The organism is Tateyamaria sp. Alg231-49, from assembly GCF_900143535.1.
GTDB lineage: Bacteria > Pseudomonadota > Alphaproteobacteria > Rhodobacterales > Rhodobacteraceae > Tateyamaria.
This window is the reverse complement of the sequence record NZ_FRFA01000021.1, coordinates 1-25,850: the sequence shown is the minus strand read 5'-3', so window position 1 is coordinate 25,850 and position 25,850 is coordinate 1. Positions and strand designations below refer to the sequence as shown.

The window sequence follows — 25,850 nt, the reverse complement described above, 5'->3', positions numbered from 1 at the left end:
GCAGCCCTGATATCTAAGCCAACTCAATATACCGGCCATTGACGACCTCTCCCTGACTTGGCGCAGCCTGCTCGAGCCTACGGCAGTCCCACATTCAATCAAAGCCATCGCGAGGGTCCCGCCGATCTGGGCTTGTGTGCCGTTCGAATTCATCCGGGGCTGCACTTGCCGGCCCATCGCACCCTATTTTGCTGCCCAGTGCGGTCGGGACGTGATCCCGAAAAAGAGCTGTCGTCGTCGCTCCCTCTTGGGGCAACGGCGTCTGCTAAGCAATGGTTGGGGGCGGGCCCGTGCGGCGACATTGGCTTCCGGTCTCGTGAGAGGCTTGAAACCGGCCCGCAAGCTGTTCATGCGCGAACACAAGATGGTGTTCCGGGTTCTCGCCTCGCCGCAAAACGTGTACTATAACTGCTTAATGTGGCGCGAACGCTTTGTATCCCTGTGTCATGATGTCAACGTGCAACGCCTGACCTTTTAAGCGTGTATGAACAAGAAACTGGTGCGCGCCCGTCCCATGGCCCACCCGAAAACCGGTATTAAGAACATGGCCCACCTGACCGGCCTCGTGAAGGTAAACCACGTATGAGCATTATGATCCCTGCATGGGTCGATGGCACACTGACCCCGGTTGAAAAACTGGACGCGCACAAGCGCGGTCTGCGTCACAAGGCGGTGTCAGTGTTTATCGTGCGCGGGACCGAAGTGCTGATGCAGCAGCGCGCGATGGGCAAGTATCACACGCCGGGCCTTTGGGCGAACACGTGCTGTACCCATCCCGACTGGGATGAGGCGCCATCTGTGTGTGCCGTGCGTCGCCTTGAGGAAGAGCTTGGGATCACGGGCCTGCCACTCGAACATCGTCACCATTTGGAATACCGCGCTGATGTTGGAAATGGCTTGATCGAACACGAGGTGGTCGATGTCTATCTTGGCCGCGCCACGGACAGTTTGGTGGTTGCCCCCAACCCCGAAGAGGTCATGGCGGTTGAGTGGATGGATTACTACGATTTGATCGCCTTGGTGCGTCGTAAGCCAGACCGATTTACGCCATGGCTGCGCATTTACCTTGCGGATCATGCGAACACGATCTTTGGCGCTGATCTAGCGCAGGCAGCGCGCGTGTGAGCGCAGAAACCTATCTGCTCTATCTGGCCGCCGTCGCGGTCTTTTTTGCGACGCCGCCGGATACAAGCCAATTGCTGATCGTGTCGAATGCGATGAAACATGGGTTGCGGCGTAGCCTTTGGGTCATCTGCGGGGACCTGAGCGCCAATGTTTTGCAGATGACGGCAGCCGCTTTTGGTCTGGCCGCGATCATCGCGACGTCGGCCCAAGCGTTTGGATGGATCAAGTGGATCGGAGTTGCGTACCTGGTATGGATTGGGGTGCAGCTTATGATGTCGCGCGGGGGGCTGGAGTCAGAACAGGCGATACCGGAACCGCGCCGGTCTGGACTGTTCCGTATGGGTTTTGTCACGTCGATGACGAACCCATATGCCGTGGTCTTTTTTGCGGCCCTCTTTCCGCAGTTCATCGACCCTACCGCCGCCATTTTACCGCAGTTGGTGATCCTCGGAGTTACCTATCTTGTTGTGGACGGGGTGACGCTTGTGCTGTGGGGGTGGGCCGGAGAGCGCGTCGCTGCCCGCCTCAAGAACATGTCGCTGACGGTTATTAATCGGATCAGCGGAGGGCTCATGATTGGCGCGGCAGTCCTTTTGGGCTTCAAGGATATCGCGCCGGAACGGTAACTCTGGCGATTGATGCAGCCCGTTGCATGCCCTACACCTGTTCAGATCTTTGCACGGCGCAACTGAACCAAGGACTGACGGACATGACTCATATTCTGGCAATCGATCAGGGCACAACATCGTCTCGGGCCATTGTTTTTGGGCCGGATATGACGCCAGTGGCCAGTGCGCAGCAGGAGTTTCCCCAGCACTTCCCCGCCAGCGGGTGGGTGGAACACGACCCAAGCGACCTGTGGGCCACCGTGCAATCCACGTGCAAAGAGGTGATGGAAACGACCGGGCTTGGCCCGTCTGACATTGCCGCCATCGGCATCACCAACCAACGCGAAACGACGGTGATCTGGGACGCTGAAACCGGTGAACCTTTGCACAACGCTATCGTATGGCAGGACCGCCGCACCGCACAGATGTGCGAAACCCTGCGTGGTCAGGGATACGGCGATCAAGTGACTGCGATCACTGGGTTGCTGTTAGATCCCTATTTTTCGGCGACCAAAGTCAAATGGATCCTGGATCAAAACGCCGGATCAAGGGAGAAGGCTGCGGCTGGCAAACTGCTGTTTGGGACCGTCGACAGCTTTTTGATCTGGCATATGACTGGGGGTCGTGCGCACGTCACGGACGCGACAAATGCCGCCCGCACAATGCTTTATGACATTCACAAAGGCGCGTGGAGCGCTGAGATGTGCACTATGCTGGATATCCCCATGCAGATGCTGCCTGAGGTCCGCGATTGTGCCTCTGATTTTGGAATAACTGATATCCTTGGCGGTGAAACGCCCATTTATGGCGTGGCCGGCGATCAACAGGCGGCGACCATCGGGCAGGCTTGCTTTGAACCGGGTATGTTGAAATCGACCTATGGCACGGGGTGCTTTGCGTTGCTCAACACAGGGTCTGCTCCTGTGACGTCCAACAACCGTTTGCTGACCACGGTTGCCTATCAACTGGACGGTACGCCGACCTATGCGCTGGAAGGGTCAATCTTTATTGCAGGTGCGGTCGTCCAATGGCTGCGGGACGGGCTTGGCATCATTGGGTCTGCATCAGAAACCCAAGGGCTGGCCGAGCAAGGCCGAGGCGATGTCACACTGGTGCCTGCCTTTACAGGTCTTGGCGCGCCATATTGGAACCCTGACTGTCGGGGCGCGGTCTACGGGCTGACCCGGGACACAGGGCCGGCTGATATGGCGCGTGCTGCATTGGAAAGCATTGGTTTCCAAACGCGGGATTTGTGGGAAGCGATGCGCGCCGATTGGCCGGATGGGGACGCCGCTGTTTTGCGTGTCGATGGGGGTTTGAGTGCGAACAACTGGGCGATGCAGTTCCTGTCGGATATGCTGGGTGCACCGGTGGATCGGCCACAAGGTCTGGAAACCACAGCCCTTGGCGCGGCGTGGCTGGCTGGTATGCGTGCGGGTGTTTATCCGGATGCAGCAGGGTTCGCGGCCACTTGGGCCCGCGAGGCCCGGTTTGAACCTGCCTTGGCAGAGGCGGAGCGGGAAGAATCCTATGCCCGTTGGCAGCGCGCAGTGGCCGCAACCCAAGCCGTGTAGGCTCGCTCCAATTGGGGTATAAGTCGGGCTTATGCGACTTATGATTTTGGTTATGTGAGTTTTTGGCGCTGTTCAAGTTCGCCTGCGCTCAATCTCATGCGCGGGTATGCCAGCGTGTTATTGCATCCAATGTAAGCCAACCGGGCAACAAAGCATAAAGACTTGTCCCGCCAGTTACGCCCTGCCACAATCGGGCACGGAATGCCGATCTTGCACCGACGAACCCCAAACGAAAGCGGGGCACAGCGTGCAAAAACAGGGAGCCAAACATGACACCTGACATGACAAAAACGCCGACGGTTACACCGTTCTTCGACAAACGGTCCAACACCATCTCATATGTAGTGCGGGAACCAGACGGACCCGGATGCGCCGTGATCGATGCAGTGATGGACATCGATTATGCAGCGGGACAGCTCAACTTTGATGGCGCCGATGCCATTATCGCACATATCAAAGCAAACAAGCTCAGGCTCGACTGGATCATTGAAACGCATGTCCACGCTGATCACCTTTCAGGCGCGCCCTACATTCAGGAGGCACTGGGCGGCAAAATTGGCATCGGGGCCAAGATTACCGAAGTCCAAGATACCTTTGGCAAAGTGTTTAACGAGGGCACGGAGTTTCAGCGCGATGGTTCGCAATTTGATGCGCTGTTTGAGGACAATGACACGTATGCGGTCGGGGCAATGACATGTTTTGCGATGCACACGCCCGGGCATACACCTGCCTGCATGGTGCATGTGATGGGCGATGCAGCTTTTGTCGGGGACACACTGTTCATGCCGGATGGCGGCTCGGCCCGCGCGGATTTTCCCGGTGGTGATGCGGGCGAGTTGTATGACAGCATCATGCGTGTGCTGGCGCTGCCAGATGAGATGCGTTTGTTTATCTGCCATGATTACGGCCCTGGTGGGCGGGCGATTGCGTGGGAAACAACCGTAGCTGAAGAGCGGGAAAAGAACATCCATGTCGGTGGCGGCAAAACGCGCGAGGATTTCATCAAGTTCCGCACAGAGCGGGACGCGCAACTCGCTATGCCTTCGTTGATCATCCCGGCGCTACAGGTCAACATGCGGGCTGGCGAAATCCCGCGTGACACCGAGGGTGACATGGCCTTGAAGGTGCCTTTGGGCAAACTTTAGGTCGTTCTTCGATAATCTCGAAGAATTTGCCGCGAACGGTCAGACGGGACCAAGCATGCCCTTGCCAATGAGGCTTGATCACTCAACACTCAGGTCATGACACTGTTCACTCGCATTGATGACAAACGAGATGACCTGATCGCGCTGACCCAAGCGTTGATCCGCATCCCCACGTTAAACCCACCCGGGCGACACTATCACGATGTTTGTGCGCTGGTGGATTCGCGGCTGAAAGCGCATGGGTTTGAAACCCAGATGATCCGCGCCACTGGTACACCGGGTGACAGCGACACCTATCCCCGTTGGAATCTCGTGGCGCGGCGCGCTGGGACAAACGCAGGCGATTGTGTGCATTTCAACAGCCACCACGACGTAGTCGAAGTTGGTCAAGGTTGGACACGCGATCCGTTTGGTGCCGAGATTGAAGGCGACAAAATCTACGGGCGGGGCGCGTGCGACATGAAAGGGGGTCTTGCTGCCTCCATCATCGCGGCTGAGGCGTTCATCGAAGAACACCCAGAGTTTTCCGGCGCGATCGAGATCAGCGCCACGGCAGATGAAGAATCTGGTGGCTATGGCGGCGTGGCGTACCTTGCTGAACAGGGCTTTTTCGCGCCATCCCGCGTACAACATGTGATTATCCCCGAACCGCTGAACAAAGACCGAATTTGTCTGGGCCATCGTGGTGGTTGGTGGGCCGAGATTGAGACAAAGGGCGAAATCGCGCACGGATCCATGCCTTTCTTGGGCGATTGTGCTGTGCGGCACATGGGGGCGGTACTTGAGACATTCGAGGCGGAGCTGTTCCCCGCCATGGCCGCCCGCCGCACGGAAATGCCAGTGGTGCCAGACGGTGCGCGCCAATCCACAATGAATATCAATTCGATCCATGGCGGACAGGCTGAGCCAAGTGATGACTACGACGGTTTGCCCGCCCATTGTGTGCCGGACAGCTGCCGCATCGTGATCGACCGTCGGTTTCTGGTTGAGGAAAACGTTGAAGACGTGCGGGGAGAAGTCGTGGCTCTTCTAGAAGGGCTCAAAGCGTCGCGGGACAAGTTCGACTATGATATGCGAGAGTTGAACGTCGTCTTGCCATCCATGACTGACAAATCGGCTCCTGTTGTTGAGACCATAGACGCAGCTATTCAAGATGTGCTCGGGGTCGAGCCGACCTACGTGGCCTCGCCTGGTTCGTACGACCAAAAACACATCGACCGCATCGGGCAATTGCGCAATTGCATCGCCTATGGCCCGGGCGAATTGGAACTGGCGCACAAACCTGACGAATGGATTGGGATCACGGATATGCTAGACAGCGCCAAAGTGATGGCGGCGGCGCTGCAAAAACTGTTGTTGCCGACCTAGGCTATCTGTCTGATTGACCCGTGGCCAATGCGAGCCCCTCCACAATCGCCGTTAGGGCGGCACCCTGATGCACCTGAGCGCGCGCAAACCGACGCGTCAAGGCGGCCTCAATCACCTGCATAAGGCTTGATCCGCCAACAAATATCAGGCGATCCACGGCATCAGGATCGACGCCTGCTTGGGTCATGGTGTCCGATGCGGCCTCGCCAACACGCTCTGCCATCTGTGCAAGGGTTGCAGTCATCGCCACAGGATAGAGAGGCGCGCACAGGCCCTTTTCAATCATATTGAGGTCAATATCCGGTAGGGCTGATGTCTGCATATTGGCGGCGATTTTTGCAGTCTCGACGGCAAAGGCGATGTCGTGGCCGACCTCCTGCTCAAGTACCTGCACAAGCCGGTTCAGAGGTGCGGGATCGACGGCATATTGGGTCAACTCGCGTGCTGCCCGGCGTGTCTCATGGGTATAGAGGAACGGAATCTTCTGCCACGTGGCAAGTTCGTGGAAGATTGCGTTTGGTGCGACATGAGTCTGATCCCCGAATGCGTGGCGAATGGCCGATCCCATGCCCAGTTCAGGCATCACAAAAGCCAAGTTAAGCGCGCGGTCAAAATCGGTGCCCCCCAGCCGCACACCGTGGCTGGCCAGAATATCAATGCCGCTGTCAGGACCTTGGCGGAACAGGGTAAAATCCGATGTACCCCCACCAATGTCCACAACCAGGCCAAGGTCGCCCGGGTGCAGAACGGACCGGTTGGCCAGAGCGGCGGCCTCTGGTTCGGGCATGAAGGTCACATCTTTGAACCCGGCGGCATGATAGCAGTCGGTTAAATCCACCAGCGCCTGTGCATTTCGTTTTGGATCGGCCGAATGAAACAGGACGGGGCGCCCTGACAGCGCAGTATCGAATTCGAGGTTGGTTGCACGCTCTGCACGGGACTTCAGTTCGGCCAAAAAGCGGCCGACGATGGTGATGAAGTCGACGGATTCATTGAGAAAGGTGCGCCGCTCTCGCATCAGCGATGTCCCAAGCAAGGATTTGAGCGCGCGCATATAACGCCCCTCGTCCCCCGCGATCAAAGCTGCGTTTGCCGGGCTTCCGTAGATTGCGCGCCGCGCTTCGAAATCCAAAAAAACGGCCGTCGGCAGAGTGGTTGCACCGCTCTCAATTGGGATCAACTGAGCGGCCCCATCCACACATATCCCGACCGCCGAATTCGACGTGCCGAAATCCACACCCAAAACTGCCATGACCCTGCCCCTTGCGCTGAAAGCTGCCCGCCTATCGCAGCGTTACGGGCGTGCCAAGGGTTGTGCGCTGGCAAAGTTGCGCAGATTTGGCTAGCCTTTTCCCAACTGTCATCTGAGGGAGACACCTATGACTCATATTCGCCCCCTGTTCATCGCTGCGGCAAGTGCTGTGCTATTGGCTGGCATGGCCAACGCCAAAACCGACATCACCGTCGCCATGCAGCTCGAGCCCCCGCATCTTGATCCAACATCTGCAGCCGCTGGGGCGATCGATTCGGTCCTTTACTCCAACGTGTTTGAGGGACTGACCCGGTTCATGGGCGACGGATCGGTTGTGCCGGGACTGGCCGAAAGCTGGGAAATCTCGGACAATGGGTTGACCTACACCTTTTCGCTGCGCGAGGGCGTGACGTTTCACGATGGCACCACAATGGACGCAGAGGATGTGAAGTTCACCCTTGATCGTATCCTCGACGAAGAGAGCGCGAATGCCCAAAAGGCGCTTTATGCCGCAATCAGCGGTGTTGAGGTTGTTGACCCCTCGACTGTGCGCGTCACTCTATCCGAGCCTAACGGCAACATGCTGTTCAACCTCGCTTGGGGGGATGCCGTCATTGTCGCCCCGGAGTCGATTGAAAACATCAAACAACAACCCATCGGCACCGGCCCGTTCAAGTTTGACAGCTGGACACAAGGTGACAGCATCGAGATCAGCCAGTACGGCGATTATTGGGGCGAACAGCCCGCGCTGACCGAAGCGACGTTCAAATTTATCTCTGACCCCACGGCGGCCTTTGCGGCCATGATGGCCGAAGACGTGGACGTTTTCACTGGCTTCCCTGCACCTGAAAACCTGCCTCAATTTGACGCTGATCCCCGCTTTCAGGTTCTAATTGGTTCGACCGAGGGGGAAACGATCCTGTCGACCAACAACAAACAGGCCCCTTTTGATGATGTGCGTGTGCGTCAGGCATTGGCGCACGCCATTGACCGTCAGGCGATCATTGACGGTGCCATGTTTGGTTACGGCACACCGATTGGAACGCATTTCGCGCCTCACAATCCCGCCTATGTGGATCTCACCGGTGAGTCCGCTTTTGATCCGGACAAGGCACGTGCACTTTTGGCCGAGGCGGGTATGCCAGATGGATTTGAAACCACGCTGCATTTGCCACCCCCATCTTATGCCCGGCGTGGGGGCGAGATTATCGCCGCTCAACTGGCCGAGGTTGGCATCACAGCAGAAATCATCAATGTAGAATGGGCCCAGTGGCTCGAGACTGTGTTCCGAGGCAAGAACTTTGGCCTGACCATCGTCAGCCATACCGAACCGATGGACATCGGTATCTACGCCAATCCTGACTACTACTTTCAATATGACAATCCTGCGTTCCAAGAGCTGATGAGCACCCTGAACGCGACCACGGACCCGGAGGCGCGCAACAGTCTGATGGCCGAAGCCCAGCAGATCATCGCGGGCGATGCGGTAAATGGTTACCTGTTTCAGTTGGCGCAATTGTCCGTCGCAAAAGCAGATGTTCAGGGTTTGTGGACCAATGCCCCGACCCAAGCCACGGACCTCACAGGCGTAAGCTGGGCTGAGTGAGGAGTGTGGGGCGCACCGTCCGGTGCGCCTTACGTTTCTTCGCAATTGCAGGAGAACTTGATGCAGATTTTTGCTGCCGGAACGCGCCCGTCGATGCGTGCCAATTCCGACTACTTTACGGGTACGGTCTGGCAGGATCCGATCATCTCAACCGAGGCTCCTGCCCGCTTGCATGCTCTCTGCGTGCATTTTGAACCCGGCGCACGCACCGCATGGCACACGCATCCCTTTGGTCAAACATTGCATGTCACACAGGGTGCCGGGCTGGTGTGTCTGCGCGGTGAACCACCGCGCGTCATCCGGGCCGGAGACACTGTTTGGATTCCGGCGGATGCGGAACATTGGCACGGCGCCGGGCCAGACACGACAATGACCCATATCGCGATGCAGGAAATGCAGGATGGATCAGCCGCCACTTGGCTGGAGCATGTGAGTGATGCGGATTACGGGATGGAACCGACGTAGAGGCGCCGCCCCCTCACAGTTCATTTCGCGAGGTAATAGGGCGGGATCAAAGGGTAGTGACCATTGATCGCAGGCCGTCTCGGATCGGGCCATGGCGTGGTTCATCAGCTAAGGTTGTGAACCAGTGTTCCGGCGGGTTTTTCCCTCTCCGGTTCCCGTCAAAACGGAGCGCGCGCAGCGTTTCTTCAGCCTTTGGAGTGACACGGGTGGGCACCTCAAAGCCATTAAGCGTGGCCCAAACGCCTGTCCACAAACGCCCCACAGACCAAGGGTTGTACCCGCCTCCCCCCATAACCAACAGCCGCGGCGCAAGGCCCATCAGACTGTCCACGATGGCCCAATGGGCTTGGTTGGACAGCGACAAATGGGCCTGAGGGTCTTCTTCGACCCCGTCAGCGCCGCACTGCAACACGATAGCATCCGGGCGGAAAGCGGTGGTGCGTGGCAGGATCACATCGTCCCGGATCAACGCCATCTCGTCATCATTGAGGCCGCGTGGAACCGGCAGGTTGATCAGGTTATCTGTTGCGCCCAAGGCCCCTGTGCGTGGCCAGAGCCCGTCTTCGTGCACTGAAATCATCAACACATCCGGGTCTGTGCCGAAGGCGTGCTCGACCCCATCGGGGTGGTGTGCGTCGATGTCGATATAAACAATACGCTTGGCCCCATTCCTGCGCAAAGACAGGATGGCGAGTACCGGGTCGTTGAGATAGCAAAACCCCCCCGCCCTATCCGGCATGCCGTGATGTGTTCCACCCGCCGGATGATAAACAACCCCGCCCATGGCGAGCAACTCACCGGCCAGCAATGACCCACCCGCAGCCGTTGCCGGGCGGCGGTACATTTCGGGGAAAACGGGGTTGTTGGGCGTCCCGAGGGCGTGGCGCGTCCGCACGGCATCGCTCACAGTTTGCGCCTCCTCGGCGGCATGTAAGGCGGCGACGTATTCAGGGGTGTGCCATATCGTAAGGGCTGCGGGTTTCACCCTGGGGCTGGGCATGAAAACTTCCGGAGGCAGCCAGCCCATGGCACGGCTGAGGTCCATCACGGTAGAAACGCGCGGGACCCGAAGCGGATGCCAACCACCATAGCTTGAGCCGCGATAAATCTCGGAACCAATGAAAAGGGGCCTGTCCATGGCCCTTACATAGATGGTTTCCGGTCCGGGACGATAGGTTAAGCAACCTTTGCCTCAAACCGTACGGCATGCTCCGTCGCCAGAAGGTTGGATCCTGTTGTTCGTGCGCATCTGGGAATAGCTAATCCAGACCTGCGGTTGGAGACAGGACTGTAACCTCGACACGATCTACGGATTGGATGTGGCCGCTCAGACTCTAGACACCAGCGCGCTCACTGACATGCTTGCGCACACTGAAGGCCGCGCCTAACGTCGCCATGATGCTGCGCTATGCCCTGAAACGTCTGCTCTCTTTGCTGATCAGCCTCGCGATTGCGTCGTTGGTGATTTTCACTGTGATTGAGGTGGCACCAGGTGATCCGGCGTCGTTCATGCTCGGGATCAACGCGCAAGAAGACACGCTCGCGGCCTTGCGCACTGAATTGGGCCTCGATCAGACAAAAGTACAGCGTTACCTCGCTTGGGTCGGCGGGATGGTGCAGGGCGACTTTGGCACCTCGTATCAATACCGTACACCAGTTGCCGAGATGATCGGTGACCGGCTTTGGGTGTCGCTGCCGCTCGCACTTTATGCGCTGATCCTGTCCACGCTAATCGCCTTTCCAGCTGGCATCTATGCCGCCTCTCGTCGTGGAAAGGCAGGTGACATCGGAGTGATGGGCGCGACCCAAATAGGGGTTGCGATCCCGAATTTCTGGTTTGCAATGATGCTGGTGTTGGTGTTTGCGATCAATCTGCGTTGGTTCAGCGCAGGGGGCTTTGCAGGTTGGGATGAGGGCATCTTCGCAGCACTCAAATCTCTGACCTTGCCTGCGATTGCGCTGGCCTTGCCGCAAGCCGCGATATTGGCACGGGTGATGCGCTCGGCCCTTTTGGATGTGCTGGGAGAGGACTTCATGCGCACAGCGCGGGCAAAGGGATTGAGCCGTGGTCAGGCCCTGCGCCGACATGGGCTTCGCAATGCGATGATCCCAGTGCTGACGATCCTTGGTTTGCAATTTTCCTTCCTGCTTGCCGGTGGGATCATCATTGAACAGGTGTTTTACCTTCCCGGCTTGGGGCGACTGATTTTCCAAAGCATCTCGGCGCGTGATCTGATTGTGGTTGAAAGCGTGACAATGCTGCTGGTGTTTGCGGTGATCGTTGTCAATTTCGCCGTTGATCTGGCCTATGCGGCCGTTGACCCACGGCTGAGGGCGCGCACATGAGCCGGACTTTGATCCTTGGCGGGGCGTTATCGGCACTGATGGTGCTGGCCGCGCTGGTGTCCTTTGTCTGGACGCCGTTTGATCACACCGCGATGAATATTCCGGCCAAGTTGCAGACCCCAAATGCGGTGCACTGGTTCGGCACAGACCATTTTGGGCGGGACATGTTTTCGATGATCATGGTCGGTGCACGCACCTCAATCGCCGTTGCTTTCGTCGCTGTTGGCATCGGGATCGGGCTTGGTGTGCCTTTGGGCCTTTGGGCAGCAGCCCGGCAGGGTGGTTGGGTGGACGAGGTGATCATGCGGGGCAATGATCTGATTTTTGCCTTTCCCAGCCTTGTCATTGCAATCCTGATCACCGCCATCTTTGGCGCAGGGGCAATCAACGCCATCATCGCCATCGGTATCTTCAATATTCCTGTCTTTGCCCGTGTGACGCGCGGTGGGGCCCTGCCCCTTTGGGCGCGCGAGTTCATCATGGCCGCGCGTGTGGCCGGAAAAGGACCGGCGCGGATCAGCGTTGAACATATTTTGCCCAACATCGCCAACCTGCTGATTGTTCAGGCAACAATCCAATTCTCTCTCGGCATTCTGGCCGAGGCGGCACTGTCCTATGTTGGTCTTGGCGCGCAACCTCCTACCCCAAGCTGGGGGAGGATGCTGGCAGATGCACAAACTTTGGTCAGTATCGCTCCGCACATGGCTTTGGTGCCCGGCTTTGCCATCATAATCACTGTTTTGGGTCTGAACCTGTTGGGCGATGGCCTGCGTGACGCTTTGGATCCACGCTTGCGGGTGGCCCGAGCATGAGCCTGCTTGAGGTCAAAAACCTGTCGCTGTCGATCCAAGGCACACCGATCCTACAGGATGTTTCATTGACAGTAGCGCCGGGAGAAGTCGTGGCCGTTACTGGCGAAAGCGGATCGGGCAAATCGATGACGGCTCTGGCGATCATGCAACTGCTCCCCGATGGCAGCGAGACGACCGGCGCGGTCGACTTTGACAGTGAGGATGTCACGCGATCAACCGAGGCGCGTATGTGCGCGCTGCGAGGCAACAACATCGGCATGGTGTTTCAAGAGCCGATGACGGCCCTGAACCCCGTGCAAACCATCGGCGCCCAAGTGGGCGAAACAGTTCAGTTGCATCGCCCCGATCTGGACGCCGAGACTCGCACGGTAGAGGTACTAGAGCGGGTTGGACTGGCGGGCATATCACCCCGCCGCTATCCCCATGAACTTTCGGGCGGGCAACGTCAGCGCGTTGTCATTGCCATTGCAATCGCCTGCGGACCAAAGCTGCTGATCGCGGACGAGCCAACGACAGCTCTGGATGTTACAACCCAAGCGCAAATCCTAGACCTGTTGGTGCAATTGGCCCAGGAGGACGGGATGGGCCTGCTGATGATCACCCACGATCTGGCCGTGGTGGCAAACATGGCCCACCGCATCGTCGTGATGCAAAATGGTGCCGTGGTCGAGGCCGGGGACACCCCTGCATTACTGAAGGCGCCAAAACATCCCTATACCAAGGCGCTCTTTGCCGCCTCAGCGCATCAAGCCACTCTGCCAGATCAGACGGCACATCAACCTCTGCTTCAGGTGCGCGGCGTGGTGCGCGACTACACTCTGCCCCGCACACGACTGTTTGCACCTCCGGGAACCCACCGCGCGGTGGACAACGTCAGCTTTGACATCCCACGCGGGGGACGGGTCGGGCTGGTTGGAGAGTCGGGGTGTGGCAAGTCCACCCTCACCCGCGCCATACTGGGACTGGAGCCGGTACAGGCCGGCGAAATACTCTTGGACGGCCAACCAGTATTTGCAAGTGGCGCGCCCAACCTTTCCGTGCGGCGCAAGATGCAAGTGGTGTTTCAGGACCCCTATGGCAGTTTCAATCCCCGCCACCGCGTGTCCCGCCTGATCACCGAGCCATTCCATTTGCTGGAAACACCCCCGGCAGATCGTGCCGCGCGGATTGCAGAGGCCCTGAGCGCCGTTGGCTTGTCACCCGATGATGCCCACAAGTATCCACATCAGTTTTCCGGAGGACAACGCCAACGCCTCGCAATCGCGCGCGCGCTGATCATCCGCCCCGAACTGATCGTGTTTGACGAGGCCGTGAGCGCGCTCGATGTGTCAGTGCGCGCCCAGATCCTCGATCTGATCGCCGATCTGTGCGGGCAGTACGATCTGACCTACTTGTTTATTTCACACGATCTGAGTGTCGTGCGCGGGATCACGGATCAGGTGATGGTCATGCAGCACGGAATGATCGTGGAACAGGGCGACACAAACGATGTCTTTGATGCGCCCAAACACCCCTATACCCAAACTCTGATCGAGGCGGCGCCAAAACTGCCAAGAACCGGATCATGAGGCCAGACGTATCAGTGACCCCTCTCCCGCGATGCGAAGCGGCGTGGTTGCACGGAGTCGCCCTAGACTACTTTGCCGAACTGGTTCCAGATGTGCCCGGTCCCCCAATGCAAGAAATTGATCACTGGTTTGAAGACCCGGATTGTTACGTTCTCTTGATTTCTGTCGAAACCGAGCGCGCAGGTTTTTCCCTGATCGATAGGGGCGAAGAAGGCCATGAACTGGCCGAACTCTGTGTCTTGCCCAATCGGCGCGATGCTGGCGTCGGAACCAAAGCGGCAACCGTATGTTTAGAGAGGTTTCCTGGGCCGTGGTCCCTTGGGGTGGCCTCTGCTTTACCCGGCACGGCGCGCTTTTGGGATCGCCTTCTGCCCAGCTTGCCAGGAATTGAGGGGCTTGCGCGTGGCCCCGCTCTGACCCCTTATCAGTCACACAGTTACACCTTCACGATCCGAGACAACACATGACAAACGCCATCTGGTTCGACCCTTCCCTCATGCTGATCGGAGATACGTGGCGGGCCGCGCAAAACACTCTGACGCTGGTCAACCCTTCGGACGGATCTCCGCTGGCCGACATCGCGGCGGGACAATCGGGCGACATTGACGACGCCGTGTGTGCCGCCCAGTCCGCGCTGGACGGTGAATGGGGGCGGATGAGTGCGACCGAACGGGGCCGTATCCTGACAGATATCGGCCGCGCTGTTCTGGAGCGTGTCGATGAGCTGGCCGAGATAGAAGCACATGATGTCGGAAAACCGCTGAGTCAGGCCCGTGCTGACGCTCTAGCGCTTGCGCGTTACATGGAGTTTTACGGTGGTGCGGCGGACAAGGTCATGGGTGAAACGATCCCGTACCTTGATGGCTATACGGTCTACACTTTGCGTGAACCTCATGGCGTTACGGGCCACATTGTTCCCTGGAACTACCCTATGCAGATCATTGGACGCTCCGTGGGGGCCGCACTGGCCATGGGCAATGCTTGCGTGCTGAAACCAGCGGAAGAGGCTTGCCTAACCGCACTGGCCTTTGCTCATATCGCGCGGGAAGCAGGTTTGCCGGACGGCGCCCTGAACGTGGTGCCGGGACGCGGGCCAGAGGCAGGGGCCGCCCTCGCCGCCCATCCGGGCGTACAGCACATCAGTTTTACGGGATCAGTGCGCACTGGCGCGCTGGTGCAGCAGGCCGCCGGGGCCAATGTTGTCCCGGTCACGCTCGAATTGGGAGGCAAGTCCCCACAGGTCGTATTCGAGGATGCCGATCTGGACGCAGCCCTGCCATTTCTTGTGAATGCCGGCATCCAAAACGCGGGGCAAACATGTTCCGCATCCTCACGCATCCTCGTCCAGCGGAGCGTTTACAAAGATGTTCGAGAGCGTATGGCAGAGGCCTATCGCTCCCTGACGGTTGGCCCTGCGATGGACGATTTGCGCGTCGGCCCCCTGATTTCGACCCGACAAAAGCAGATCGTTGAGGGTTTTCTTGCCAAAGGGGCCGACCTGAACATCGCAGCCCAAGGGAAACTGCAAATCGCACCAGACACCGGCGCCTATGTCCTGCCGACCCTGTTTGATGATGTCCTCGCCGATCACTCTCTGGCACGCGACGAAATCTTTGGCCCCGTGCAGGTACTCATCCCCTTTGACACGGAGGAACAGGCAATCAACATCGCCAACGGCACTGACTACGGCCTTGTGGCCAGCATCTGGACGGCCAATGGCGCGCGCCAGATGAGGTTGGCCAAGAAGCTGCGCGCCGGGCAAGTGTTCATCAACAATTACGGTGCAGGCGGTGGGGTCGAACTTCCCTTTGGCGGAGTCGGCAAATCGGGGCATGGCCGGGAAAAAGGGTTCGAAGCACTCTACGGCTTTTCGACCCTCAAAACTGTGGCAGCACATCATGGCTGAGATCACAGCATTGGCATACCCAGAGGACAGTGCCCGAGTGTTGGATCTGTGCCAACGCGCGAACGATTATGTGCGTCTTGAAACCGGTAAAGATCCTGACGGCAACTACGTTCGGGAAAACATGACCGACGCACCACCAAACGTCTCACCCGATCATGTCTGGTGCTGGGGACATAGCGCGGCAGACAAATCGCTCGACGCGATGGCGACATGCCTCAAAGGGTTTTATGCCCCAAATGAATGGTATCTCGGTCTGTTGCTGGTTGCCAAATCGGCCCGCAACACAGGCCTTGGCAAACGCATGGCACAACACGTCATCGATCAGGCGCGCAGCGACGCGGCCACTTGCCTGCGGATCGCTGTTTTGGACAGCAATCCGCGTGCGCGCAACTTTTGGCATCGCCTGAATTTTGCACACGAAAAATCAACCACCGGCGGAGACGGGCAGTTGCGCCATGTCCACCGCCTACCGCTTTGAAGAGGACTACTCATGATCTTTGAAAACCGTTTTAAGGGCCGCCATGCTGTCGTCACGGGAGGGGCCGCAGGTCTTGGCGAAGGGATCGCTGCGCGCATCAAGGCCGAAGGCGGTTCTGTCGAAGTCTGGGACATCGACGGCGACGCTCTGGCCGGGATCACGGACCACGCCACCCGTCAAATCGACGTAACCGACGCGGATGCTGTCGCGCAGGCAATGAAAGACGCAAATCCAGACATCCTTGTGTGTTCGGCTGGGATCACAGGGCCCAACACAACCACATGGGATTATGCAGTGGACGATTGGCTGGCGGTGCACAATCTGAACCTGAACGCGGTGTTTTACTGCTGCCGTGCTGCCGCGCCCTTGATGAAGGCCAAAGGCTGGGGGCGCATTGTCAACATCGCCTCAATCGCAGGCAAAGAGGGCAACCCAAACGCACCCGCTTATTCAGCATCCAAGGCCGGAGTGATCGGCCTTACCAAATCGCTGGGCAAGGAACTGGCCACCACAGGCGTTACCTGCAACGCCATCGCACCTGCCGCCGTGCACACGGCGATTTTCGATCAGATGACACAAGAACACATTGACTTCATGCAATCCAAAATTCCCATGGGCCGCTTCGGCACGGTTGAGGAAATCGCTGCCATGGCCTGCTGGCTGGCCAGTGACGAGGCAAGCTTTTCCACCGGCTTCTGCTTTGACCAATCGGGCGGCCGCGCCACGGCCTAAAGCGCGCCTTGAAAAGCGCGCCCATCTGGGAAAGCATGACGCACCACGGACACAGGAGAACGCAATGCAACTGAGCGGAAAAACTGCCCTTGTCACGGGGGCTGCGAGCGGGTTCGGAGCAGGGATCGCGAAGGCGTTCGTGGCCGCAGGGGCCACGGTTATGGTCGCTGACATTAACGGAGATGGTGCCAAGGATGTAGCCAAGGAGTTGGGCGGGCACAGCGTTCAGGTGGATGTCTCCAACAGCACTTCAGTTCAGGCCATGGCAGACCACACGCTTGACGCCTTCGGCCATCTCGACATTCTCGTGAACAACGCAGGGATCACCCACCTGCCTCAAGCCATGGAAGAGGTCAGCGAAGATGAGTTCGACCGCGTGTTCGCCGTCAACGCCAAATCGGTCTACCTCAGCGCGCGCAGCTTTGTGCCGCACTTCAAGGCACGCAAGGCGGGTGCAATTCTCAACATCGCCTCGACTGCGGGCGTTTCTCCTCGGCCCAACCTCAACTGGTACAACGCCTCCAAAGGGTGGATGATCACAGCCACCAAAGCGATGGCCGTCGAACTTGCGCCCCATGGCGTTCGGGTCAATGCGCTGAACCCGGTGGCGGGTGAAACACCTCTGCTCAAATCCTTCATGGGCGAAGACACCCTAGAAATCCGGGCCAAGTTCCTCTCCACCATCCCGCTGGGTCGCTTTTCCACGCCCGAAGACATGGGCGCTGCGGCCACTTTCCTGTGCTCTGACGGGGCCTCAATGATTACAGGTGTCGCGATGGAAGTGGATGGAGGGCGGTGCATATGAGGTCCGTCAACCTCTGTGCCAAACTGGCCCAGTTCCATACGCATTGGGACCCACATGTTGTGGCCGATTACAACGACAACGACGTGATGGTTGTCAAATTCCAAGGCGAATTCCCGTTCCATTTGCACGAAGATACTGATGACTTTTTTCTGGTTCTCGATGGCGAAATGGTCATGGATATCGAGGACGCATCACACACCGTCAAAGCGGGTGAGTTGTTCATAGTGCCCAAAGGCGTGACGCACCGGCCCCGCGCCGAAACGGATTGCAAAGTGCTGCTGATCGAACCCAAAGGCGTGCCGAACACGGGCGATCCAGAAACTGCAGCGTCCAAGCCACGCATCTGATCTTCTTCTGACCAAAAATACCACCGCCGGAGGCGCAAAATCAAAATGATCCCAGGCCCGCAAAATTCGATCACGGATATCTCGGGCCTTAAGGTCGGCAACGCACAAGACGATACACTCAAGTCCGGCGTGACCGTAGTGACAGGTGATGCGCCGTTTACCGCCGCGGTTTCAGTTCTGGGCGGCGCACCGGGAACGAGAGAGACCGACTTACTGGCCCCAGATAAATCAGTGGCCGCGGTCGACGCGCTGGTGCTGTCAGGCGGCTCTGCCTACGGGCTGGATGCGTGTTCCGGCGTCGTCGAAGGATTGCGCGCTGCGGGGCGCGGCTACCGCGTTGGAGAGGCCGTCATCCCGCTCGTGCCCGGCGCAATTATCTTCGATCTGCTGTCGGGCGGCGACAAGGATTGGGTTTCATCCCCCTACCCCGCCCTTGGGCGCGCCGCATATGAAGCCGCGACTACATCAACCCCAATTGGTACGGTCGGTGCAGGTACCGGGGCGATGACTGCAATGATGAAGGGCGGGCTTGGAACCGCCTCACTTGTGCTCGACAGTGGAATCACCGTTGCAGCGCTGGTCGCAGTAAATCCAATGGGCAGCGTCACTACACCGGGGGAAAAACACTTTTGGGCCGCGCCCTACGAGATCGAAAGTGAGTTTGGAGGGCTTGGACCAGACCCGAATACCGGCCTCGGACGCAGCCTCGCCAGCCGCAAGCTTACAGCCATGCTGGAGCGGGCCAACACGACTATTGCCATCGTCGCCACAGACGCCGCGTTGGACAAAGCACAATGCCAGCGCGTCGCGATTGCCGCACATGACGGGATCGCCCGCGCGTGCGTGCCTGCACACAGCCCCGGCGACGGTGATCTGGTATTCAGCGTTGCAACCGGAGCGAAACAGATGTCCGCCGCGAGCGAACTTGGCGTGATCGGACATGCCGCTGCCCTCTGCCTGACCCGGGCAATCGCGCGCGGCGTGCACGCAGCTGTCCCTGCCCCAAATGATCTCTTGCCGACTTGGGGATGCCTCAATGCCAAAACATGAACACGGTGATGTGTCCCTGCACTACGAGATCAGCGGGTCGGGCCCGCCTCTCCTCATGCTCGCCGGGTTCATGTCCGACCATGCCAGCTGGACGCCGCTCGTTTCGCTGCTGGAAGACCAGTTTACCTGCATCCGCATCGACAATCGGACCACGGGTCAAACAACCCCGTGGAACGCGCCCGTTTCGATCGAATTGATGTGTGCAGACGCACTCGCTGTGATGGATCACCTCGGGCACGCGCGTTTTCACGTCATAGGGCACTCGATGGGCGGCATCATCACATTGCATATGGCCAAGGAAGCATCCGAGCGGATGGCGTCCGCCCATGTCGCGGCCTCTGCTCCGATCCGGTTGGCGCGTAACACCGCTCTCTTTGAGGCGCTCATCACGATCCGCCGTTCTAACGCACCAGCTGACACGTGGCTGCGGGCGCTCTTCCCGTGGCTGTTCAACCCGCGCGTTTTTGCGGACCCTTCAGCGATAGAACAAGCCCTCGCCGACAGCCTCGCCTATCCCCACGCTCAATCAACAGACGCCATGGCACACCAGCTTGAGGCTTTGCGCAATTTCGACGGCACCGACCTCGCCTCGCCGACCTGTCCCACACAGGCGCTGGTCGGAGCACTTGATCTGATCATCCCACCTGACCACGCCCTTGCCGTGCTGGGGCACCTGCCACATCATTTGGTCGAAGGGGCCGGGCATTCGATCCACTGGGATGCGCCGGATCACGTGGCCAATCACGTGCGCCGGTTTGCCGCCAAACACCCAATCTGAGGTCCCGGAGCCCACCGCAATGCGCGATCCATGCGGCCTGGCTATCACTTGTTAATCTGATGGCACTCGGGACGTGATCGACGATTTCATCAGGGTTGAGACAAAGGCTTCTCGCATTTCCAAGGTGACCAGAGCAGGTCCAGAACCTCGAACAGGCTGCACGCGGGTACTGACGCAATCGACATCGCCCAAGGACAGCGCGCATCCGGGACGGCCAATCTTGCCATCTATATGTCGAACCCACCCACACCCGGTACTGTCCATGCTCAGCGGCATCTTGGGCGAACCCAACGCCTCTGTTTTCGAGTGCTGACGCATTCATGTTGTAGTGCGCCGTGAACGCCGCTCTGGACGGTTAAGATGGACCGGGCCCAAATCATCATTTTTTCAATGATCTCAGGCCTGTCGCACCGCGTGCAGGGGCCAGAAAGGAGTTGACAGAAGCAAAAGGTCGGCCGGGCCAAGACAATTTCGTTATTGCAAGGCTCTGGCGATCCAACGCACTATTTCACATATATGAGCGGTCTTCTGGCAAAGGAACTTCACGTCGTCGCGATTGATTTACCGCGAATGGGGTTTGCGCAATCTGGCGCCCATCATCGCTTCAGCCTGCAGGGCAAATCAGTGATCGGCGCGCTGTCGGGTGAGCGGCAAATGTCTTCGTCGTCCACTCGGCTATTGGATCCAGTGTCTTCGGCAGGGCAAGCCAATTGTTTAGCCGCAGGAACAATCGTCTCTGACGTCGGGCACCTCAAATCAATTTCTTCTGACCATGCCACCCAGTATCACAGGCAACCACAGTGTCGCAGCACCGGGGCGGGCTCTGTCAGCACCAATTCAAGCCAATCTCAGTTTGCACCAGACCTGTTTTACCCGCACACGGTCCAATCATGAGTGGACCGGCCAGTACCAAACCGCGAGCGGTATTTCTTTTGCCCTGGCGGTTGGTTGCTTTGCTGTTCGTCGCTGTGTGTCTTGCCGGTGGGTTGGCGGCTGTGAGCGCAGGTTCGCAATACGTTCCGGGCGCGATCTCGGGATTGATCCTAGGGTTTTTTGGCACGGTGTTTGGCGGGCGCACCAAAACGATCTGCGCCATTGCAAGCGTAGTACTAGCAAGCGTTGCGAGCACGATTATCCCAAGTTGGGTCAGTTTCTATGCTTTGGCGCCGGCCTTTGCGATGCTTGCGGGAACAGAACTCGCGCGCTTCGGAACCCGTGTCAGCGTTTTTGCGATCATGTCATGGATTCTGCTTAACGGTCCCGCAGCGTCTGGTGGAGACCTTATTCCCCTACTACTCGCGTTTTCAACATCGGCCGCGTTGGGGACAGCCATGGCGGTTGTGTTGAAAGTTGAGGGACGTGTTCCCAGCACGCACGTCGAGCGTGGTTACGCGATCGCACATGGCTGCGCGTTGGCACTTGGGCTTGTGCTGGCGCACCTCATCGCAAGTCAATTCGACAACGCAAACTCTCACTGGATTGCACTGTTGTTTGCAGCACGCGCTTTGGATCCCCCCGGAAGCCACGCCAAGCAGGCCGGACGCAGAGGGCTTGCTATGGTGCTCGGCGCCGGTGTCGCCTCTGTTCTGGTGATGCTTCCCATAACTCTCGTTTGGTACAGAGTTGTGGCAGTTGCGTTCTTCTTGATTGGCCTGCGTTATCTACCGTCAGCCCGCTCTGTATCACCTGCTCTAATGTCGGCCGGGATTATTCTCGCGTCCTCCCCAACGACTGAGACCGCAGTGTTTCGAGCCGAAGCGGCCACCTTGGCTTGCGGCTTGGTACTGTTTGTCTTTTTTCTGGCACGTTTGGTCCGCCAACTTATTCTGGAACTGCGCGGATCCTGAGACCGACTTACAGTTGGGGATCGGAAGCGTGTCCATATCAACCCGGAATCTAATGGTTTTGCTTACCGAACCGGATGTCCCAATAACAACGCCTCGTTTCCACCTGCTTGCAGCACCAATCTCTTTGAGCGCAGCACCATAAGAGCGCAGCTTGTCAGTCACGATCACTTCGGGGAGGCCATGCTTTCTGATTGCTCTCTTGAGGAATTTTGATTCCGCTTTCTTATCGCGCGTCTTCGTCACATAGCATTCCAACACCTCGCCTTCATGATCGACCGCCCGGCAAAGGTGGTGTCTCTCACCATTGATCTTCACGAACATCTCGTCGAGGTGCCATCTCAATCGACTGGATCGTAGCCCCTCAATCCGGCGCTTTCGGATCTCCGATGCAAACATCGGGCCGAAATGGCGCCACCAAGACCGAACTGTTTCAAGGCTGATTTCGACGCCGCGTTCGTGCGACAAATCCTCAACGTTGCGGAGAGACAGCGGGAACCGAATGTGCAACATCACCGCCAGGCGAATGATTTCCGGGCTGCTTTGAAGCCATTGAAAGGGTTAGGTTTGGTCATGTTCAGACGCTACGAGGCCGCCCTGCCCGTCTTAACTTGAGACTTTTTGACAAGACCATTCGCGGCACTCAGGCTGAACGACCGCTGTGCGGACCAAGCCGCCACTTGCCCTCGTCCTGCCCATTAGCTCCGTGGATCGCGGAGTTTTGCGAGTATGAGGTCGGTTGAAATCTGTCCGATCATGGTTTCGCCTTCCATGACGCCAATCGTCGCCCCGTCTTCCCCGATCTGGCCCATCACATCGCGGATGCTCGTCTCGGGCGGTACGGTCGTTGTAGGTGTCTGAGTCACAGGCTCCATGACATCGCGTGCACAAAGCACGCCAAGTGGGTTCATATGAGCGACGAAATCGCCAACATAGCCGTTAACCGGATTCGAATAGATGTCTTGAGGCGTGCCGCATTGTACGATCCGCCCCCCCTCCATTATTGCGATACGGTTGCCCAGTTTGAAAGCTTCGTCCAGATCATGAGAAACGAAGATGATCGTACGCCCGCGCTTGGCTTGCAGTTCCAGCAATTCGCCTTGCAGTCGGGTGCGGATAAGGGGGTCGAGGGCAGAGAATGGTTCATCCATCAACAGGATCGGTGCATCTGTGGCAAAGGCACGGGCAAGCCCAACTCTTTGCTGCATCCCGCCAGAGAGTTCGCCGACCAATGCGTCGGCGCGGTCTAGCAGGCCGACGCCGTCCAACTCCTCGTCGACACGGGCGCGGCGCGTGGCGGCAGATTGGCCACCCAGCTCTAACCCCAGCCCAACGTTGTCACGCACCGTTCGCCAAGGCAGCAGGCCAAATTGCTGGAAAACCATCGCAACTGTACGCAGGCGCAGGTCTCGCAGTGCCTGACGGTTGGCCGCAGAGACACTCGTCATCTCGTCGCCGGTCCTGACCCGTACTTCGCCGCGGACCACAGGGTTCAAGCCATTCACGGCCCGCAGCAATGTAGACTTGCCAGAGCCGGACAGGCCCATCAGCACCAGAATCTCGCCTTCTTCCACAACGAGCGAGCAGTTGTGCACTCCTAGAATCTGGTTACAGGCGGCTCTTATTTCAGCCCTTTCTTGCCCAGCGTCCATCAGGGGTAACGCACTGGCGGGATGATCCCCAAAGACGATGCTCACATTATCAAACTCGACGGCGTTCATTATCTTTTCACCCGCAGCATGCGGTCGAGCATGATCGCGACTGCGACGATGACAAAACCAGACTCAAAACCCAATCCCGGGTCATTGCGCCCAAGCGCCTGCACTACAGGCTTTCCAAGCCCATCCGCACCAACATAGGCGGCAATGACAACCATCGACAGGGACAGCATAATCACCTGATTCAAGCCAGCCATAATCTGCGGCACTGCATAGGGCAGTTCGACCTTCCAGAGCAGTTGGGTCGGGGTTGCTCCAAAAGCCTCGGCCGCCTCGGTCAGTGCGGTGGGCGTTTTGGAAACGCCAAGGTATGTCAGCCGGATTGGGGCAGGGATAACGAAGATCACCGTTGCAAACAGGCCCGGCACCATGCCGAGGCCAAAAAAGACGATCGCAGGTATCAGGTAGACGAAAGTGGGCAGCGTTTGCATCAGGTCCAGAACAGGGCTGACGAACTGATAGGCGCGGGGGCGGTGCGCGAGGAATATGCCGATCGGCACACCCAGTCCCATGCAAACCACGCAGGAGGACAGGACGAGCGCAAGGCTATCGGTCGTTTCCTCCCAATACCCCTGGTTGATGATGAAAAGCAGGCACAACGTGACTAGAAGGCAGACCTTCCACGAGCGTTGCAACACCCAGGTCAAAGCAACAAACAGTAGGACGATGAGGAAGGCAGGCGGCGACTGCAGTGCCCAGACAATGCAGTCGATCATCCACTCTAAACCGTCCGAGAGTGTGTCAAAGAACGGGCGCGCATTGGACTTGAGCCAATCCACGATGGCCTCTGATATGTCGTCCATCGGGATTCTATATGATTCTAACCAGTCCATGCGCGCCCGTTACTTTTAGTTGCTCAACGCGGCCTTGACGGCACTGGCAGCATCGCCGCCATCCAGCGTTGTTACTCCTTCGACCCATGCCATCCATGTATCGGTATTGGCGGCCAGCCAAGCTTTGGCGGCATCCTCTGGATCAACACCGTCATTTAGGATTGCGCCCATGATCTCATTCTCCATCGCGAGCGTGAATTCGAGGTTCGTCAACAGCTTGCCAACATTCGGGCATTCGCTCACGTAACCGGCCCGCGTGTTTGTTGCAACCGTAGCGCCGCCCAAGTCTGGGCCGAAGAAATCATCTCCACCGGGCAAGTAGGTCAGATCAAAGTTTGCGTTCATCGGGTGCGGTTCCCAGCCAAGAAAGACAATGGGTTCTTCGCGATCAACGGCGCGTTCAACTTGGGCCAACATGCCTTGCTCTGAGGACTCAACAACTTCAAAATCCGACAGGCCGAAAACACCGCCGTCGATCATGTCTTGGATGAGACGGTTGCCGTCATTGCCTGCTTCAATCCCATAGATCTTACCATCAAGGGCGTCAGCAGCGGTCGCAATTGAGGCGAAATCCGTGATTCCAGCAGCAACACCTGCGGCATTGGTGGCAAGGGTGTACTTGGCGCCTGTAAGGTTTGTGCGCACAGTATCTACTGTGCCAGCTTCGCGGTAAGTGGCGATATCGCCTTCCATTGTGGGCATCCAGTTGCCTAGGAAGATGTCAATGTCACCCTCTGCCATGGAAGCATAGGTCACAGGCACGGACAGAATATCGGTCGATGCGTCATACCCCAGTGCTCCGAGTACGATGGAAGTTGCGGCGGTGGTCGCCGTGATGTCTGTCCATCCGACATCGGAAAAGCGGACCTCTTCACAGGCTGCAAATGCTGTGTTCGCGGTTGTGATCAACGCGAGCGTGGAAATCGTAGTTCGGAATTTCATTGAAATCTCCCTTTCTCTTGAACTGCCTCATTGACTGAGTTGCATCAGTTTAAGCAGTTCAACAGCCCACCGTCACGCGCTTTCGGTAAGGCAGGCTGCTCCGGGGCGGAATCCTGGCCTTGGTTTTGTCGATTTCCCTTTATCGGCCGTTCGCTGCGAGGGTGTGTCCGTCGTCAGGGTTTTTGGAACCAATGGCGGCTTGAACTAAGAGAGAGTTTGGCTCATCTGGTTGGTTGCATTATGCGGCGCGTTGTCCGTGATGCAAGCGCCGCGCTTCGAGTGTCTTTCGTTTGATCCTTTCTCTTTCCTGTAGAATGGCTTTGTCCCTGCCGAAGTAGACGTTGGCGGGCGTGACGTTGTTCAAGCTTTCATGGTAGCGTTGGTGATTGTAATGATCGACGAAGGTTTCGATCTGGGCTTCGAGATCACCCGGTAAGAAGTAGTTTTCTAGCAGGATGCGGTTCTTCAGGGTCTGATGCCACCTTTCGATCTTGCCTTGGGTTTGAGGATGATATGGAGCGCCGCGAGAGTGCTTCATGCCTTTGTCC

At 58.1% G+C, this 25,850-nt stretch carries 25 protein-coding genes and 2 pseudogenes; 20 read left to right on the top strand and 7 right to left on the bottom strand.

The genetic code is table 11. The features are described 5' to 3' along the window. Positions 1 to 233 precede the first annotated feature (233 nt). The 6 genes and pseudogenes from DHN60_RS22725 to DHN60_RS20055 all read left to right on the top strand — a co-directional run. Positions 234 to 586: pseudogene (locus DHN60_RS22725) on the top strand (geranylgeranyl diphosphate reductase); the annotation flags it as partial. Then, positions 583 to 1,125: an isopentenyl-diphosphate delta-isomerase gene (gene idi / locus DHN60_RS20075; protein ID WP_108839100.1), complete on the top strand. Its 543-nt coding sequence runs from the start codon at positions 583 to 585 to the stop codon at positions 1,123 to 1,125. The pseudogene DHN60_RS22725 and the gene idi, both read left to right, overlap by 4 nt. Continuing rightward, a complete protein-coding gene (locus DHN60_RS20070; protein WP_108839099.1) occupies positions 1,122 to 1,751 on the top strand; it encodes a LysE family translocator in 630 nt (209 codons plus the stop codon). Before idi ends, DHN60_RS20070 begins: the two co-directional genes overlap by 4 nt. Positions 1,752 to 1,834: 83 nt before the next feature. Continuing rightward, on the top strand, positions 1,835 to 3,307 hold the full coding sequence (gene glpK, locus DHN60_RS20065) for a glycerol kinase GlpK (RefSeq protein ID WP_108839128.1): 1,473 nt from the start codon (positions 1,835 to 1,837) through the stop codon (positions 3,305 to 3,307). Positions 3,308 to 3,576: 269 nt separating this feature from the next. Then, a complete protein-coding gene (locus tag DHN60_RS20060) occupies positions 3,577 to 4,452 on the top strand; it encodes an MBL fold metallo-hydrolase (protein WP_108839098.1) in 876 nt (291 codons plus the stop codon). Positions 4,453 to 4,548: 96 nt separating this feature from the next. Beyond that, the gene (locus DHN60_RS20055; protein ID WP_108839097.1) at positions 4,549 to 5,820 is read left to right on the top strand and encodes an acetylornithine deacetylase/succinyl-diaminopimelate desuccinylase family protein; all 1,272 of its coding nucleotides are present in this window, start codon (positions 4,549 to 4,551) and stop codon (positions 5,818 to 5,820) included. A gap of 1 nt (position 5,821) precedes the next feature. Here DHN60_RS20055 and DHN60_RS20050 read toward each other — a convergent pair whose 3' ends face one another. Further along, positions 5,822 to 7,072, bottom strand: coding sequence for an Hsp70 family protein (locus DHN60_RS20050; protein WP_108839096.1), 1,251 nt, complete (start codon positions 7,070 to 7,072; stop codon positions 5,822 to 5,824). A gap of 127 nt (positions 7,073 to 7,199) precedes the next feature. Here DHN60_RS20050 and DHN60_RS20045 point away from each other — a divergent pair, with 127 nt between their 5' ends. Continuing rightward, positions 7,200 to 8,678 carry an ABC transporter substrate-binding protein gene (locus DHN60_RS20045; RefSeq protein WP_108839095.1) on the top strand — a complete coding sequence of 493 codons (1,479 nt, stop codon included), beginning with the start codon at positions 7,200 to 7,202 and terminating at the stop codon, positions 8,676 to 8,678. 60 nt (positions 8,679 to 8,738) lie between these two features. After that, a complete protein-coding gene (locus DHN60_RS20040; protein WP_108839094.1) occupies positions 8,739 to 9,143 on the top strand; it encodes a cupin domain-containing protein in 405 nt (134 codons plus the stop codon). A gap of 46 nt (positions 9,144 to 9,189) precedes the next feature. Here the strand turns inward: DHN60_RS20040 and DHN60_RS20035 are convergent, their stop codons facing one another. Beyond that, entirely contained in the window at positions 9,190 to 10,281 is a 1,092-nt protein-coding gene (locus DHN60_RS20035; RefSeq protein ID WP_108839093.1) for an acetoin utilization protein AcuC, read from the bottom strand. Positions 10,282 to 10,541: 260 nt separating this feature from the next. Here DHN60_RS20035 and DHN60_RS20030 point away from each other — a divergent pair, with 260 nt between their 5' ends. From DHN60_RS20030 to DHN60_RS22415, 12 genes are all read left to right on the top strand, one after another. Further along, entirely contained in the window at positions 10,542 to 11,489 is a 948-nt protein-coding gene (locus DHN60_RS20030) for an ABC transporter permease (RefSeq protein ID WP_108839127.1), read from the top strand. Beyond that, on the top strand, positions 11,486 to 12,301 hold the full coding sequence (locus tag DHN60_RS20025; RefSeq protein ID WP_108839092.1) for an ABC transporter permease: 816 nt from the start codon (positions 11,486 to 11,488) through the stop codon (positions 12,299 to 12,301). The genes DHN60_RS20030 and DHN60_RS20025 overlap by 4 nt, the downstream gene beginning before the upstream one ends. Further along, entirely contained in the window at positions 12,298 to 13,869 is a 1,572-nt protein-coding gene (locus DHN60_RS20020) for an ABC transporter ATP-binding protein (protein ID WP_108839091.1), read from the top strand. Before DHN60_RS20025 ends, DHN60_RS20020 begins: the two co-directional genes overlap by 4 nt. 14 nt (positions 13,870 to 13,883) lie before the next feature. After that, positions 13,884 to 14,336: a GNAT family N-acetyltransferase gene (locus tag DHN60_RS20015; RefSeq protein ID WP_159089307.1), complete on the top strand. Its 453-nt coding sequence runs from the start codon at positions 13,884 to 13,886 to the stop codon at positions 14,334 to 14,336. Continuing rightward, entirely contained in the window at positions 14,333 to 15,775 is a 1,443-nt protein-coding gene (locus tag DHN60_RS20010) for an aldehyde dehydrogenase family protein (protein ID WP_108839089.1), read from the top strand. The genes DHN60_RS20015 and DHN60_RS20010 overlap by 4 nt, the downstream gene beginning before the upstream one ends. Continuing rightward, positions 15,768 to 16,253 (top strand): N-acetyltransferase, encoded by a 486-nt coding sequence (locus DHN60_RS20005; RefSeq protein WP_159089306.1) that lies wholly within the window; start codon positions 15,768 to 15,770, stop codon positions 16,251 to 16,253. The genes DHN60_RS20010 and DHN60_RS20005 overlap by 8 nt, the downstream gene beginning before the upstream one ends. Before the next feature lie 12 nt (positions 16,254 to 16,265). After that, the gene (locus DHN60_RS20000) at positions 16,266 to 16,985 is read left to right on the top strand and encodes an SDR family NAD(P)-dependent oxidoreductase (protein WP_108839087.1); all 720 of its coding nucleotides are present in this window, start codon (positions 16,266 to 16,268) and stop codon (positions 16,983 to 16,985) included. 64 nt (positions 16,986 to 17,049) lie between these two features. Beyond that, a complete protein-coding gene (locus DHN60_RS19995) occupies positions 17,050 to 17,790 on the top strand; it encodes an SDR family oxidoreductase (protein WP_108839126.1) in 741 nt (246 codons plus the stop codon). Then, positions 17,787 to 18,137: a cupin domain-containing protein gene (locus DHN60_RS19990; protein ID WP_108839086.1), complete on the top strand. Its 351-nt coding sequence runs from the start codon at positions 17,787 to 17,789 to the stop codon at positions 18,135 to 18,137. The genes DHN60_RS19995 and DHN60_RS19990 overlap by 4 nt, the downstream gene beginning before the upstream one ends. A 45-nt stretch (positions 18,138 to 18,182) precedes the next feature. After that, positions 18,183 to 19,187 carry a P1 family peptidase gene (locus DHN60_RS19985; RefSeq protein ID WP_108839085.1) on the top strand — a complete coding sequence of 335 codons (1,005 nt, stop codon included), beginning with the start codon at positions 18,183 to 18,185 and terminating at the stop codon, positions 19,185 to 19,187. Continuing rightward, positions 19,174 to 19,965, top strand: coding sequence for an alpha/beta fold hydrolase (locus DHN60_RS19980; RefSeq protein ID WP_108839084.1), 792 nt, complete (start codon positions 19,174 to 19,176; stop codon positions 19,963 to 19,965). The genes DHN60_RS19985 and DHN60_RS19980 overlap by 14 nt, the downstream gene beginning before the upstream one ends. Positions 19,966 to 20,855: 890 nt before the next feature. Next, entirely contained in the window at positions 20,856 to 21,812 is a 957-nt protein-coding gene (locus tag DHN60_RS22415; protein WP_159089305.1) for a hypothetical protein, read from the top strand. Between the two features lie 90 nt (positions 21,813 to 21,902). Here the strand turns inward: DHN60_RS22415 and DHN60_RS19970 are convergent. The 5 genes and pseudogenes from DHN60_RS19970 to DHN60_RS19950 all read right to left on the bottom strand — a co-directional run. Continuing rightward, positions 21,903 to 22,340 (bottom strand): annotated as a pseudogene (locus tag DHN60_RS19970) (IS6 family transposase); the annotation flags it as partial. 167 nt (positions 22,341 to 22,507) lie between these two features. Continuing rightward, positions 22,508 to 23,530, bottom strand: coding sequence for a choline ABC transporter ATP-binding protein (gene choV, locus DHN60_RS19965; protein ID WP_108839082.1), 1,023 nt, complete (start codon positions 23,528 to 23,530; stop codon positions 22,508 to 22,510). Beyond that, the gene (gene choW, locus DHN60_RS19960; RefSeq protein ID WP_108839081.1) at positions 23,530 to 24,360 is read right to left on the bottom strand and encodes a choline ABC transporter permease subunit; all 831 of its coding nucleotides are present in this window, start codon (positions 24,358 to 24,360) and stop codon (positions 23,530 to 23,532) included. Before choW ends, choV begins: the two co-directional genes overlap by 1 nt. Positions 24,361 to 24,375: 15 nt before the next feature. Beyond that, on the bottom strand, positions 24,376 to 25,302 hold the full coding sequence (gene choX, locus DHN60_RS19955; protein ID WP_108839080.1) for a choline ABC transporter substrate-binding protein: 927 nt from the start codon (positions 25,300 to 25,302) through the stop codon (positions 24,376 to 24,378). A gap of 238 nt (positions 25,303 to 25,540) precedes the next feature. Then, on the bottom strand, positions 25,541 to 25,850 hold a 310-nt coding region (locus DHN60_RS19950; RefSeq protein WP_159089304.1), incomplete at its 5' end, for an integrase core domain-containing protein.